Source organism: Mycoplasma sp. 3392 (assembly GCF_053851755.1).
On the sequence record NZ_JBSQBF010000001.1, the window covers coordinates 112389 to 127386 of the forward strand.

The 14998-nt window shown below is 32.9% G+C and carries 13 protein-coding genes and 1 pseudogene; 3 read left to right on the forward strand and 11 right to left on the reverse strand.

Features of this window, described 5'->3' with window-relative positions; translation table 4 throughout:
• Window positions 1-130 precede the first annotated feature (130 nt).
• From lpdA to pdhA, 6 genes and pseudogenes are all read right to left on the reverse strand, one after another.
• Window positions 131-1558: a dihydrolipoyl dehydrogenase gene (lpdA, locus tag ACWXVV_RS00540; protein WP_455984605.1), complete on the reverse strand. Its 1428-nt coding sequence runs from the start codon at window positions 1556-1558 to the stop codon at window positions 131-133.
• Window positions 1559-1868: 310 nt separating this feature from the next.
• Window positions 1869-2099, reverse strand: a pseudogene (locus ACWXVV_RS00545) (biotin/lipoyl-containing protein); the annotation flags it as partial.
• A gap of 2 nt (window positions 2100-2101) precedes the next feature.
• Entirely contained in the window at window positions 2102-2830 is a 729-nt protein-coding gene (locus tag ACWXVV_RS00550; RefSeq protein WP_455967625.1) for a 2-oxo acid dehydrogenase subunit E2, read from the reverse strand.
• A 3-nt stretch (window positions 2831-2833) separates the two neighbouring features.
• Complete coding sequence (locus ACWXVV_RS00555) at window positions 2834-3055, reverse strand: hypothetical protein (RefSeq protein WP_455967626.1); 222 nt, start codon at window positions 3053-3055, stop codon at window positions 2834-2836.
• A 169-nt stretch (window positions 3056-3224) separates the two neighbouring features.
• Window positions 3225-4223 (reverse strand): transketolase C-terminal domain-containing protein, encoded by a 999-nt coding sequence (locus tag ACWXVV_RS00560; protein WP_438341539.1) that lies wholly within the window; start codon window positions 4221-4223, stop codon window positions 3225-3227.
• Between the two features lie 43 nt (window positions 4224-4266).
• Entirely contained in the window at window positions 4267-5364 is a 1098-nt protein-coding gene (gene pdhA / locus ACWXVV_RS00565) for a pyruvate dehydrogenase (acetyl-transferring) E1 component subunit alpha (protein WP_438341538.1), read from the reverse strand.
• Between the two features lie 262 nt (window positions 5365-5626).
• Between pdhA and ACWXVV_RS00570 the strand changes: the two genes are divergently transcribed.
• Both ACWXVV_RS00570 and ACWXVV_RS00575 read left to right on the forward strand, forming a co-directional pair.
• Window positions 5627-6598, forward strand: coding sequence for a phosphate acyltransferase (locus tag ACWXVV_RS00570; protein WP_455984604.1), 972 nt, complete (start codon window positions 5627-5629; stop codon window positions 6596-6598).
• A gap of 22 nt (window positions 6599-6620) precedes the next feature.
• Window positions 6621-7808: an acetate/propionate family kinase gene (locus ACWXVV_RS00575; RefSeq protein ID WP_455984603.1), complete on the forward strand. Its 1188-nt coding sequence runs from the start codon at window positions 6621-6623 to the stop codon at window positions 7806-7808.
• Window positions 7809-8527: 719 nt separating this feature from the next.
• Here the strand turns inward: ACWXVV_RS00575 and tig are convergent.
• Genes tig through ACWXVV_RS00590 form a run of 3 tightly spaced genes read right to left on the reverse strand, consistent with a single transcriptional unit; the run spans window position 8528 to window position 11142 of the window.
• Entirely contained in the window at window positions 8528-9925 is a 1398-nt protein-coding gene (gene tig / locus ACWXVV_RS00580; protein ID WP_438341535.1) for a trigger factor, read from the reverse strand.
• 58 nt (window positions 9926-9983) lie between these two features.
• Window positions 9984-10694, reverse strand: coding sequence for a hypothetical protein (locus ACWXVV_RS00585; RefSeq protein WP_455984602.1), 711 nt, complete (start codon window positions 10692-10694; stop codon window positions 9984-9986).
• Window positions 10684-11142, reverse strand: a complete 459-nt coding sequence (locus tag ACWXVV_RS00590) for a hypothetical protein (protein ID WP_438341533.1) — start codon at window positions 11140-11142, stop codon at window positions 10684-10686. Before ACWXVV_RS00590 ends, ACWXVV_RS00585 begins: the two co-directional genes overlap by 11 nt.
• A gap of 135 nt (window positions 11143-11277) precedes the next feature.
• Here ACWXVV_RS00590 and eno point away from each other — a divergent pair, with 135 nt between their 5' ends.
• On the forward strand, window positions 11278-12645 hold the full coding sequence (gene eno, locus ACWXVV_RS00595) for a phosphopyruvate hydratase (RefSeq protein WP_455984601.1): 1368 nt from the start codon (window positions 11278-11280) through the stop codon (window positions 12643-12645).
• A 41-nt stretch (window positions 12646-12686) separates the two neighbouring features.
• Here eno and ACWXVV_RS00600 read toward each other — a convergent pair whose 3' ends face one another.
• Window positions 12687-13676: a hypothetical protein gene (locus ACWXVV_RS00600; protein ID WP_438341531.1), complete on the reverse strand. Its 990-nt coding sequence runs from the start codon at window positions 13674-13676 to the stop codon at window positions 12687-12689.
• Entirely contained in the window at window positions 13676-14902 is a 1227-nt protein-coding gene (locus tag ACWXVV_RS00605; RefSeq protein ID WP_438341803.1) for an ATP-binding cassette domain-containing protein, read from the reverse strand. The genes ACWXVV_RS00600 and ACWXVV_RS00605 overlap by 1 nt, the downstream gene beginning before the upstream one ends.
• Between the last annotated feature and the right edge of the window lie 96 nt (window positions 14903-14998).

Consider the following 14998-nt stretch of genomic DNA (forward strand, 5'->3'; position numbering starts at 1 on the left):
AATTTGGATTTTCTAAAAATCATTGAGATGATGACGATGAAGACTATGATGATTTCGATGATGATGATGACTGAGAAAATTAAGTAAAACAAAAAAACAAAAAAGCAGCCTGCGCTGCTTTTATTATTAACTATTTTCCTAATTTGTGAACTGCTTGACGTGCTGTTTCTCATAAAATTTCTGAGAATGTTGGGTGTGGGTGAATTACGTTTGCTAAGTCGTAAACTGTCATTTTATGATCCATTGCCATAGCAATTTCTGAAATCATGTCAGTTGAGTTAGCTCCAACTAATTCAGCTCCCAAAATTTTTCCTGTTGATTTTTCAACAATTAATTTTGCAAATCCATAGTCACGGTGTGCAGCAATAGCTTTTCCTACAAATCCAAAGCTATATTTAGCAGCAACATATTCAACACCTTTGTCTTTTGCTGCATTTTCAGTAAGACCAACCGAAGCTACTTCAGGGTCAGTGTAGATACATCCTGGAACTGTTAGAGGATCGTAGTTAATGCTTAGGTCAGATTTTCCTTCTTTACGTAGAATATCGTAAACTGCAATAACTGCATGTTTGTAAGCAACATGAGCTAACATGTTTTGTCCTACAAGGTCCCCAATTGCGTAAACATTTGAAACGTTAGTTTCACATTTTGAGTTGATTAGAACTTCTTGTCTTTGTCCTAGTTCAACTCCTGTGTTTGATAAGTGAGCTGAATTTGGAATACGTCCAACAGCACTTAAAACAACATCTGCTTCAACTTTGTATTCTTGACCATCGATTTCGTAAACAACAAAATCCCCTTCAAGAGCTTTAGTTTTAGCATTGAAAATAAATTCAACACCATTAACATTTTTTAGACGTTTTGTAACTTCATCAGTAACATCTTTGTCTAAGTTGTAAAGAATTCTATCTAAGTTTTGAATGATTGTAACTTTTGTTCCAACAGCTGAGTAAACTTGAGCAAATTCAACTCCGATTACTCCTCCACCGATGATTACTAAACTTTTTGGAATTCTATTGAAATTGATTAGTCCAGTTGAAGTAACAACTTTACCTGATTTGTATCCTTCTTCGAAGCCTGGTAAGTTTAGACGACGGTTGTGTGAACCCATTGCATAAATCATGTATTTTCCACGGTATACCTTGTCTAACACTTTGATTTCGTGGCTTCCTACGAATTCAGCTTCAGCTTCGATAGCGTCTACTTTGCTTCCTTTCATTAACATTTTAACCCCAGCAGTTAATTTGTTAACTGTAGCCATTTTTTGTGCTTGCATTTTGTCTCAGTCAACTGCTACTGAGCTTAGGTCTAAATTAATTCCTAAACCTGCTAATTGGTTTTTAACTAATTTGTTGTATTCTTCTGTTGAGTGTAAAAGAGCTTTGGTTGGAATACATCCAACGTTTAAACAAACTCCTCCTCAGTATTTTTTCTCAACAATAAGAGTTTTTAGACCATGTTTACCAGCTTCTTCTGCTGCTAAGTATCCACCAGGACCTGCTCCAATAACGATTAAATCATATTCTGCATCAATTGGTCCGTTGTAATTTGAACTCATTTTTCTCCTTTTTGACGTTAAATTTAATAATTATAAATTATATAACTTTAGGTTAAAAATAGTCTTTAAAAGGCCAAAAAGTACCATTTTACACTTTTTTAAATTTTTGCCTACTTTGATAAAAAACTATTCTTTTGATTAAAAAGTGCAAAGAAATAGCAGCAACAATTGTTGCTCTAGGCTTTTAGATAATGAATGCTGAGAATATTTTTTCCAAAAATCACTCATTTTCTTTACAATTTGACGTTTTTACAAAAGAAGTAACAAAAAAACTGCCAAAGTGGCAGTTTGGCGAAGCAGATTATTAAGCTTCTTCGATGTAGAAAATTTCTTCTCCAACTGTGATTTCTTGTCCTGGTTGGATTAAAACTTTAGCAACTTTTCCTGAAACTGGTGCAGGAATTTCAGCTGTCATTTTATCTGTTTCAACTGAGAATAGGTTGTCACCTTCTTTAACTACGTCTCCTTCTTTAACGAAAACGTCAGCTACTGTTCCTTCGTGTAGACCTTCTCCGATGTCTGTAAATTGCATTTTAAACATAATTATAAATCTCCTAATTTTTCTGGTTGTTCTAATAATTCTTTAACTCTATAGTTAAATCTTCCCATATCTCCACCATCTACTCAACGGTGATCAGCTGCGATTGTTAGTCACATTGATTTTGCTGCTACAAATTGTTTGTCTTTAACAACAACATCATCAATGATTGCTCCAGTTGCTAAAATAGCAATTTCTGGATAGTTCATGATAGGTGTTCCGTAAAGAGCTCCTACGGTACCTATATTGGTAATTGTAAAGCAAGCTCCTTGCATATCTGACATTTTTAATTTTTTGTCTCTTGCTAATCCTGCTAAACGAACGATTTCTTGTTGAATTTCAACGATGCTTAGTTTTTCTACGTTTCTGATTACAGGAACAACAAGTCCGTATGGTGTATCAACAGCAATACCGATGTTTAATTCTCCTGGGAACTTTACTACTCCAGCTTCTTCATCAACTTTTGCTGAAAACATTGGTTGTTCTGATAATGTAATAGCAACAGCTTTTACAATAAATGATAGGAATGTTAATTTAACTCCTGTTTTTTCAACAACATCATTTAATACCGCTTTACGGTAGTTTCATAATTCAGTTGCATCTACTTTAGTTACTAAAGAACAATATGCAACATGATCCATAGCGTTTTTTAGATTTTTCGCAATAGCTTTACGAATAGGAGCTAGTTTTTCTTCTTTAGCTACTAATTCTTTTACTTTAACAATTTCTTCCATAAGTTATTTTCCTTGTTCTGCTTTTTGTTTTCTTTCAAGAATTGCTCTTTCACGTGGTGTTAGTTGTGCTTCATCTTTCGATTGAGCAGAGCATTCTCCGTCACATTTTTTAGGTTTTTTACTGAACATTGAAAAATCTAGTAAGTCGTTTGAAACTTGTAGTTGTCCTACAACAGCAGGAGCATCTTGTTCTTCGACTTGTGGTTTTTTATTTTCATCAGCCATTTAAAGCCTCCTTCATTTGATCAAGCAGATCGATAAAATTTATTAATTTATTTATACGTTAAATTATATATTAATTTACAAAAAAGAAGAAAAAACCTTGCCTTTTTTCGCTACAAATAGCGTTTTTGGCAAGATTTTTATTATTGAGTTTTCAAGTTAATTTTGATGACTATTTTAACATTTCTTTAATTGTTTGAGCAATCTTGTTTTTGTCAACCATGAATTCTGGTTCTAATGCAGGTAGAGGAATGGTTACGTCTGGAGCTGCTAAACGAACTGGTTGGTGTGTTAAGTAGTCAAATGCATGTTGGTTAACACGAGTAATAACTTCTGATGCGATTGAGAATGATTGAACTGATTCAGTAACAACAAGAACTTTTCCTGTTTTCTTAACTGATTTAATAATTGTTTCTGTATCTAATGGTTTTAGTGTACGTAAGTCAATTAGTTCAACTCTTCCAGCAATGTCAAATCCTTCTTCGTGAAGTTGTTTTAGAGCAGCAGTAGTTTCGTGAACCATGTGTCCGTAAGTAACTAATGTTAAGTCGTCTCCTTCAACAACTACGTTAGCTTTTCCTAATTCAACTGTGTAGTATCCTTCAGGAATTTCTTGTTTGAAAGCACGGTAGTCACGTTTGTGTTCTAAGAAGATAACTGGATCTGGTGATTCAATAGCAGCTAACATTAACCCTTTCATGTCGTAAGGTGTTGATGGCATAACAACTGTTAGACCTGGAATGTGAGCGTAGATAGCTTCGATTGATTCTGAGTGGTGTTCTAGAGCTTTAACCCCTCCTCCACAAGGCATTCTGAATACAGCAGGAACATGGTATTTTCCACGTGTTCTATTTCTTAAACGAGCAGCATTTGTACAAATTTGAGCAAGAGCGTAGAATGAGAAACCTGAGAATTGGAATTCAACAACTGGTTTTAGACCTGCAACAGCAGCTCCGATTCCCATACCAGCAAGTCCTGATTCTGAAATTGGAGCATCTCAAACTCTATCTGAACCAAAAGCTTTTTGTAGACCTTCTGTAGCACGGAAAACTCCACCTTCAAACCCTGCATCTTCTCCGTATAGAACTACTGATGGGTCACGTTCCATAGCAACGTGTAGGGCTTGGTTTAGAGCACCGATGTTATTTACTGAAATTAATTTTTTATCCATAAAAATTCTCCTAATAAATATTCTTTTAATAATTGACTAGCAATTATTTTTTGAATTTTAGTCCTTCTGCGTGTTGTTCTTTTAGTTCAGCAGGCATTTCTGCGTAGGTGTATTTGAAAATGTCGTCGTATCCTTCTTTTGCTAGGTCTTTTGTTGATTCTTCATATGCTTCTTTAGCTTCTTTTAGAGCTGCATCTCACATATTTTGTTTCATTTCTTCTGTAAGAATTCCATTGTCAAATAGGTATTTTTCAATACGGTGCATTGGTTCTCATTTTTCTTTTTCTGCTTCTTGTTCTGCTGTACGGTAGATACGTGGGTTATCTGATGTGGTGTGTTGTCCTTGACGTCATGTAACGAATTCAATTAAAACTGGACCATTTCCTTGACGGATGTAGTCAGCAGCTTCTTTAGCAACTTCGTAAGCTGCTAGTAAGTCGTTTCCATCTACACGTAGTCCTGGCATTCCATATGAAAATGCACGTTGTGAAAGTGTTGGAACGATGTAGCTGTTGTGTTCTGGAACCGAAATAGCTCATTGGTTGTTAATTGCAGCTACTAATACTGGTAGGTGACGAACTGCAGCTAGGTTTAGTCCTTCATGGAATTCCCCTTCGTTTGTTCCCCCGTTACCGATTGTTGTAACAGCAATAGCATCTTTTTTACCGGTTTGTTTTAGTGCATAAGCAACTCCAGCTGCTTGTGAAATTTGTGAACCGATAACAACTTGCATTGGTAAAGCATTAACATCTTTAGCAAAGTTTGAACCTTGTTCTGATCCTCTTCAGTAGTTAAACACGTCTTTCATTTTTACACCGTGTGATAGTTGTGCTGCAAGTACACGGTAGTGAGGAACGAATCAGTCTTGTTTTTGCATAACTGCTCCAAGAGCTGATAGGGTAGCTTCTTCTCCTAAGTTAGGAGCAAATGTTCCCATACGTCCTGTTTTTTGTAGTTGTAGAGCGTAGATATCTCATTGACGAGATCTAACCATTGTTTCATACATTTTCAATAGTTCTTCATTTGATGCTGATGGTTTGTATGATTTGTCAATTAAGTTTCCATCAACGTCTAATAAACGAACCATTTCGTTTTTATCTGACATAACATATGTAGCAGATTTAATATATTTGAAACTCATTTATTTTTCCTTTCATTTTTCTTACAAGTATTGCACTTAAATTATAAATAATTTTTAATTCTTTTTTACTTGCTTGAAGCGAAAATCTTTGCCCTCTATTTTCCTTAAATTTAATAGGTATTAAAGATTTGCAAAAAGTAAAAAGTAAGATATGGCCAATCAAAGCATATTAATATAAGGTTTTTAAAATATTTACTTTGAAAAGGGTAAAATTTAGATTATTATAGTTTTTTATATTCAAAACAAGATTTAAGGAGACAAAATGTCAAAATTTAGTGAATATATCAACAGTTTAATCAAAGAAAAAGCTGCTGAAAAAGTTCTAAGTGTTTTATTCATCGATGGGGATGATGAAAGAAGCCGTGAAGCTGCTAAATATCTACAAGAAAATAAATTAGCTAAACCTATTATGTTATTAGAAAACGAATTACAAATCGTAAATGATGGTTTAGAAAATATCGTTATGACACAAATGGCTGACAAGATTGAGGAATATGCTCAAAAACTTGTTGTTATCCGTAAAGGAAAAGAAGATTTAGATACATGCCGTAAAAATCTAAATCAAAGACCATACTTTGGAGCTATGATGATTAGAACCAAAGATGTCGATTCAGCAGTAGGGGGATTAATTTACTCAACAGCTGACATTCTAAGAGCTGCTTTTAAATGCATCGGAGCAAAACCAGGAATCAAAACCATTTCATCAATTATGGTAATGCACAAAGATGATGAAAAATTCATTCTAACTGATCCTTCAACAGTGGAAAAACCAACTGCTGAACAATTAGTTGACATCGCTAAAAATGCAACCGATTTCGCTCGCACAATGAAAATGAACGACTTGACCGGATTCTTAACATACTCAACAAATGGATCTGGAAAAGGAGAAAACCCTGACCTAGTTCGTGCCGCTGTTGCTTTAGCACAAGAAACAGACATTAACATGATTAATGGAGAAATGCAATTCGACTCAGCTTACGATTTAAAAGTTAGAGCACACAAGTTCCCTTCAGCACCTCAAAAAGAATTAGGAATTTACGTATTCCCTAACCTAGAAAGCTGTAACATTGGATGCAAAATTGCACAACGTTTAGGAAAATACGGAGCTGTTGGAGCTATTATGCAAGGAGTTAACGGAGCAATCAACGACTTTAGCCGTGGAGCAACAGTTCAAGACGTTATCGACGTTACTTCAATTACAGTTCTAAAAGGATACGAATTTTTAGACAAATAATTACTTAAGGATTAATAAAAATATGAAGAAAATTTTAGTTGTTAATGCAGGTTCTTCTTCTTTAAAATGAGCACTATACTCAGCTAACAAATTGGAACAACTTGCTAGCGGTCTATGTGAAAGAATTAACTTAGACGGAAACATTATTACCAAGTTTAACGATCAAAAATTTGAAGATCGTGCCGACTTACCAAACCACGTTGAAGCTGTTAAAAATTTAACTCGTTTATGAGTAAAATATGGAATTATCAAAAATTTAGACGAAGTAATCGGAATTGGTTTCAGAACTCCTTTATCAGGACACAAATATCTAACTCCTGTTCACTACAATGAAGATGTTAAAAAATCAATTGAAGAAGCTGCTAAATTCATTCCGTTACATGCGCCTGCTACACTAGCGGCTGTTGAGGCTTTTGAAAAAGAATTGCCACATGTACAAAAAATTATTGCTCAAGACACAGCTTTCCACGTAACAATTCCAAAAATTAATGCGACATTCCCAATCAATCAAGAATGAGCTAAAAAATACAACATCTATAAATTTGGTTACCATGGTTTAAGTTATGACTACATTAATGACAAAATGAAAACTATTTTAGGTAAAACTAAAAACAATATTGTTGTTGCACACTTAGGATCTGGAAGTTCAGTTTGTGCTATCAAAGACTCAAAATCATTAGACATTTCAGTAGGATTTAGTTCTCTAGATGGGTTGATGATGGGAACACGTTGTGGTGCAATTGATCCAGGAATTACTGACTACTTAGTGCGGGTAGAAAAACAAGATGTTGAAGAAGTATTCAACATGATGGTTAAAAAATCTGGTTTACTAGGTGTAAGTGGTATTTCTAACGACGTTCGTGATCTACATGCCGCTTGAGAAAATGACAAAAATGAAGATGCCAAATTTGCAATTGATTTATTCTGCCGTAAAGTAGTAGATTACATTGCTCAATATATTAATAAAATTGGTAAACCTATTGATGCCATTGTCTTTACAGCTGGTATTGGTGAAAACGATGATATTGTTCGTGATCTAGTAGTTAAAGGTCTAAAATCATTCGGTGTTAGACTATCGGACAAAGCAAACAAAGAAAAATATGCAGATTACAAATTAATTTCTTCTCCTGCTTCAAAAATTCCAGTTTACAAAATTAGAACAGATGAAGAAGTTGTTATTGCTAAATATGTAAAAAGTTTAGCTAAATAATTAATGCATACAAAGCCTTTATTGGCTTTGTTTTTTTATAAGTTTTGAACCTAAAGTGCTCATCAGCAACGAAATAGAACAACAAATTGAATTTATAGCTTTAATTTATTTAAATCTCAAAATTTTTTATTTTCTTTTGTGAAACGTTTTTTTATAAGATGAGTATATAAAATCTTGGAAAATAGCTATATTTAAACAAATAAAAAAAGCCAACACACCTTTTTATAGAAAACTAACTGTGACATAACTTATTAAAGGCAGCGTCTTTTAGTTGATGCGCTATAAAATCACAACGTCCTGAGAGATTAATGGTTTTTAAAAAATAACTGCTAGTGAGTTTTGACTCATCCGTTTAAATATCTAAATATTCACTTAAATAAAAAAATCCCAGAGGATGCTGGGATGCCAATTTCTTTGTTAAAAGAACTGAGATTTTTGTTGATTTTATTGCTAACTTTAATTAAGTTTTCGACAAAACACTAAGTTTTACTTGTTTTTTTACTGAGTTTTCGTCTAAAACTATTCGGTCTTTCTTTTTAAATAAAGTTAATTATTATTGATCAGCGAAGATTGTTTACTGAGTTAGCGAATCAAATGATATTTTTTCAATCTTTTTTAATTATTTTGGATATTTAATTCTTATCCTTCAATACTAAAATACCTATTGATTTTAAACAAAAAGCAAGACTGTAATCAATCTTGCTTAACTGTTTTACTTATTATTTTTCTGATTTTTTAGCACTTGCTTTTTTGGCAGGAGCTTTTTTGTCTTCGCCAGTTTTTACTTCTTCTTTTGGTTCTGGTAAAAGAATGTCACCAAAAACTGATTTGTAATTTTTAGGGTCGTTGTATTTAGCTAAAGTAGCAATAATTTTTTTGTTAATTAGAGGTAGTTGAATTTGTTCTTTTGTAATGTATTTTTTAATTTCTTCTACATCCATATTGTATAGTTTTGCTAACAATGAGTATTCATTTTCGTAATCAGCATCTTCAACTTTGATGTCTTCAGCTTTAGCAATAGCAGTGTATGTGAATGAAATTTTTAAATTACGAACAACTTCAGTTCTGATTTCTTCTGCTAGTTTCTCTTTAGTACTTTTAACAACTTCTAAGTATTGTTCAACTGATGCGCCTTGTTGTTTTAAAGATTGTTCAAAACGTTTGTAGTATTCTGACATTTCTTTACGAACAATTTGATCTGGAAGTGGGTATTCTGAAGTTTCAAGTAATTTCTTCATAATTTCTGAAGCAAATTTTTCTTTTGATTGTTCGATTTTTTCACGTTTAGTTAGGTCTTTTAGGTAAGATTTCAACTCTTCAACAGTGTTAACATCTTTAATTGCCAATGTTTTTACAAATTCATCGTTTAATTCTGAAAGCTGTGGTCTTTTAACTTCGTTAACTTTAATTTTGAAAGTAGCTTTTTTATCTCTCAAGTATTCCATGTGGTAATCTTTAGGGAAAACAATGTCAAATTCTCCTTCATCACCTTTTTTGAATTTCTTTAGGTTATCTTCAAATCCTGGGATAAATTGTTTTGAACCAATGATAATATCAAAGTTTTCAGCTTCTCCGCCATCAAATGCTTCACCGTCTACAAATCCTTTAAAGTTAAAGTTTACCCTGTCATCTTCTTGGATTAAGTCTTCAGCAACTTCTAACATTGCATGACGTTTTAGCATTTTTTGAATTTGTTCTTCAACATCTTTTTCGCTTACTTTGATTGAAGGTAATTTAATTCCTAGATCTTTGTATTCTCCTAGTTTAACTTCAGGTAGTAAAGGATAAACAAATTCTAAAACTAGTTTGTCTTTGTCTGCTTCTAAGATGTTTCATTCTGGAGCATCTAAAATAAAATCTTCTTCTTTAACTTTAGTTGCAGCTTGTTCAGCAGCTTTTGGTAATAATTCTTGAACTGCTTGAGCTTGTACTTGACCTTCAGTAATGTATTTATCTGCCTCAGCGGCTGGAACTTTACCTTTTCTAAAACCTTTAATTTCAACTTTTTTTCTTAGTTCTTTACGGGCTTTTTCTTGTGCTTCTTGTCAAACTTTAGCTTCGATTTCTACTGATACTGATAATTCAGATTTTTTCTTATCGATTTTTCTTTTTAACATAAAAAACTCCTTTGTTATATTCTATAAAATTATAAACTAAAAACACTTTGTTAGTGTCCTAGACATTGCTTGTTTTCTTCAACACTTCGAACAATTTAGTTTCTTCAGCATTCAAACTTTTTTCATCTTTAATTCCTAGCAATGTGTCAGTTACATTGACAATAGTGTCTAAACAATTAATTTCTTTGCCTAGCGCATAATCTTTTCAATTGCTAGTTATGAACACATAGAAAACTGATATTGCTGTTTTAGCTCTTACAACATCATTATTCATCGTGTCAACAATCATTTTTTGTGTGTTCGTAATTTCATCATTATCTTTCAAACTCACGCATTTTGCAGGATTTATGACTGTTTCGCCTATTTTGTAGTCATAGTCAATTTTCTTTTCGCTTAATAAAGCAAAAATCAAAATGTCAATGTCTTCTTTCTTATTAAACAATTTATTAAAATGAGTAGCTTTTTGTTTTAAGTCATCCTTCATTTTTAGAGCATTGTAAAAAAGCATTCAGTCATATCCCATTGGGTTTTCTGCCAACAAATCAATCAATTGTTCTGTGGTGATTTGAGTTTCAATGTGTTCTCTTTTTTTCTCTAAAAGTCTGTGTAAGATTGCTTGTTCCAGCTCTCTTAATTCTGGGCGATACTGAAACAAATCAACATCTTTGGCTGTTAATCTTAATTCATAAAGACTTGCAATTGGATCATTTTCTCAGTTAGCAAGTACTCGTGCTTTGACTTTTTGAAGTTCCAATTCTTTATTGTTCATTATTTTCCTCTTGGGCTTTTTTAGCCATTTCCAAGAAATTAGCAAGTTCTTTTTTCTCTTTTTCCAAAACTATTTTCTTATCGTTTACATCTTTTAGTCTACCTAATAAAATTAACACTAAATCTCATCCAGCTGAAATGATACTAATAGCAAAATATAAAATTGAGAATCCGATTGCCAAGATTCATCCAATAAATACTTTTGAATTTGTTATATTACCTTTACTATCCTTAGCAATATCAGTAGTGTTTATAATTACAGCTCCAGTAATAATTAAAGCAGTTGCTAGAAGCCCTAATAAAAATCAAACAAGGGCATTAATTTTTTTTCCTAAATATAGACTCGGGATGCCAAATCCTTTAAAAATTAATAGACTCAATAAAATGGTTGATTTTTTGGTTGAATTTTGATCAATCACTTCTTGAATTTCTTCGGGTTTAAATACCATTTTTGTCCTTTCTATAATTTATATAAATTTTATTACAACATACACTCAGATTGACTATTTTGACACAAAGTTGGGAAAAAAATCCCTTGCTTTCTTATTCTAATTTGTATAAAATTAAGAATAAAGAGAGGTAATATGTCGAAAATTACAAAAATACACGCTCGTGAAATCCTTGATAGTCGAGGAAATCCAACTGTTGAAGTTGTTCTAACAACTGAAAAAGGAGTTACAGCAAGTGCTAAAGTTCCTTCAGGTGCTTCAACAGGTTCAAGAGAAGCTTTAGAGCTTCGTGATAAAAATTCACAGTATGCTTCAAACTGATTCGGAGCAAAAGGAGTAATGCTAGCAGTTGATAATGTTAATCAAAAAATCGCTCCTAAACTTGTTGGTTTTGAAGTTTTAAACCAAAGAGAAATTGACCGTGTGCTTAATGAACTAGATGGTACTGAATACAAGTCAGTGCTTGGTGCAAATGCAACATTGGCAGTTTCAATTGCCGCAGCTCGTGCCGCTAGTCAAGAACTAAACATTCCTTTATATCGCTACTTAGGAGGAGTAAATGCTCATTTATTGCCACTGCCAATGTTAAACGTAATTAATGGCGGAGAGCATGCTTCAAACACTATTGACTTTCAAGAATTTATGATTATGCCAGTAGGGGCAAAATCATTCCGTCAAGCATTACAAATGGCTAACTTTGTATTTCATACTCTAGCTAAACTACTGAAAAAAGCAGGACACGGAGTACAAGTAGGAGATGAAGGTGGATTCGCACCTAACTTACACACTCACGAAGAAGTTTTAGATTTCTTAGTTGAAGCTATTAAGGAAGCAGGATTTGAGCCCGGACGTGAAGGTGATAATGCTGTTGCGATAGCAATGGATGCAGCTGCAAGCGAACTTTACAACGAAGAAACTCAAAAATACGTGTTTAAAAAATTCCATAATGCAGTTATAAACAAGATGCCCGGTTTTAGAAAATACAACAAAACAAAATACGAATTTACTAGTGATGAATTAGTTAAATACTATGGGAAATTAATTGATAAATATCCGATTATTTCAATCGAAGATTCGCACTCAGAAAAAGACTGAGCGGGATTTGAAAAAATGACTAAATTGTACGGAAACAGAGTGCAAATAGTTGGTGATGACTTAGTTGTAACTAACCCACGTTTCATCAAAAAAGCAATTGAAAACAAATCAATCAACTCAGTGTTAATTAAAATGAATCAAATTGGTACATTGACTGAAACAATTGAAGCTATCCAAATGGCAAACAAAGCTTCAATGACTGCTGTTGTCAGTCACCGTTCAGGAGAAACAGAAGACACAACATTAGCTGACTTAGCAGTTGCTTTCAACACAGGACAAATTAAAACTGGTTCTCTATCTAGAACTGACAGAATTGCCAAATACAATCGTTTGCTAGCAATTGAAGAAGAATTAGCAAAAGATAGTGAATTTAAAGGTTTAGCATCATTTTTCAATCTTTATAAATAAGTAGCAAAAAAGACTCCGAAAGCCGGAGTCTTTTACTTTTATTATAGATTTCCAGAATTATTCATTTGCTCTAGTTTTTGCTTTAAATAAGTGTAGTTTATTTGTTGTTCTGGATCCATTGTATTTCTAAAATCATTATAATCCTTGCTTGGATCACCAAAAAGATTATTATATATATCTTCTGACATTCTCGCAGTATATATAGCGTAATCTATTCTTGAAATTACTGCTGTGGTAATTACTGATTGTGTTTTTCCTAATAGTCCTCATTTTGAAGTGAACGTATTTTGTCTAGTCTTCTTGTTTGTACCGATAACATTTGTAAGTGGTTCAAAGAAAGTATCAATTACAAGCTGTCTTAGGTCTTTAAATTTATTCAATAATTCTAGATTTTCATTACTTGGAACTAAATTAATTCCCTCTTTGATTGTTGGTGCTTGTAGTGGAACAAAATAAGTAGGGTTTGTTTTTGATCTACTGTCAAGTGTCAAGTATTCTAAAGTATCATCTTTAGCTCTTAAATCAGCATTTGGTATTGATGCAGTGCTTGCTGATGGTTTAACATCATTAATTTCAAAAGTACCTTTTTGTCCTTCTTCAGCAGAAACTTCAAACAATAATTTATTTTTTGCAAGGTCTATAGCAACTGCTGCCTTTAGTGTGGTGTTTGCTGGAACTTCAAAATCACTTGCTAGTTTAACCAATTCTCGATTAATTAGTTTCTTAACATTGTTCTCTGTTATTTCAGTTGTATAGTAGAATAGTTTTTTCTCTTGATCGTATTTAAGTTCTAATAAGTTACGAGCAGCACCATTTTGCAATCAGTCTTTAGTTTTTTGTTCTGATTGAGTATCAGAAGTGACTAGAGATAAGTTTTCAGCAATTCTTTCTGATAAAGATTTTTGTTGCACTGGATTTTTAGTGTCTTTGTTATTTGTTTCTACACAAGAGATAGCTGCTAAAGGCATAAAAGCAGTAAGAGAAAGTGTAGAAACAGCGAATATATTAAATATTTTTTTGTTTTTTCTCACTATTTGTATATTCCTTTCTTTCATTCTTCTAATTCTTGTTCGGTTGCTAGAACAAAGTGATCATCATTTACTTTCAATCATTTTGGTTGGTTTGATTCTGAATATTCATGAATTTTTGAATCATATACATACCCAATTAAGCTTCCTTGTTTTGAGTCAATTGAAGGAACTGCATCTAAAAGTGATTTTGTGTAAGGGTGTAATGAATTGTGCATTATTTGTTCAGTAGTTCCAACTTCTAGAACCACTCCTTTGTTCATAACAACTATTCTGTCACTAATGTATTCAACCATCCGCAAGTCGTGGGCAATAAATACAATAGTTAAGTCATATTTTTCTTTTAAATCGTTGAAGATATTAACAACTTGAGCCTGAATAGAAACGTCAAGCGCTGAAATCGGTTCGTCAGCAACAAGAAGAGTAGGTCTTAATACTACTGAACGACTGATACCAATACGTTGTTGTTGCCCTCCTGAAAATTCTAGTGGATAACGACGTAAAACCGAATCATCAAGTCCGACACTTTTTAAAATCTCCACAACTAAGATTTTTTTTGCTTCACGTTCTGTTATGTTTTCTTTTTCTTCACGAATTTTTTTGTGTTCCATTAGAACATCATGTGCTTCTTGTTCTCTATTTTCTAGAAGTTCTGAAGCAAAGTTTACATAAAGACATTCAAAAGCATCTTTTGGATCTTGCTTAATTTCTTTATATAAAATTGGTTTTCTTGTTTCAAATTTAGCTAAATCTTTAATTTTTTCATATGTTGCAATTATCGCTGCTTGATCTAAAGAATTTAAGTAAATTAAACGAGCATTCTTAGTGTTATTTAACCCTTCTGAAACAACTGATTCAACATTAATGTGTGGGTTAAGTGAGTTAGCAGGGTCTTGGAAAATCATTTGCACTTTATTAACCATGAAGTTTTCAATTTCTTTATATTCTTTCAGTGCTTTACCTACTTTTCAACCTCTTTGTAATTTTTTAGGTAATTCTCTACCTAACATCTTAATTTGGCCAAAACTATAAGGAATTAGTCCCACTAGTGCTTTACCAATGGTACTTTTTCCAGAACCTGACTCCCCTACAAGTCCTAGAACTTCGCCCTTATAAATATTTAAATTCAAGTCTTTTACTGCTTTGAAAGCTTTTGAACCAGAACCATAGGTAATATCTACGTTTCTGATAGTTGCTAACACTTCTTGATTATCTTTGTTAGCCAACATTTCGTTAGTTCCGGGAGTTTTGATTCTAATTTGTTGTTTTTTTACAAAACCTCATTTTTTGGTTGTTTCAATGTAAACATCATTTTCAGTAAGAAG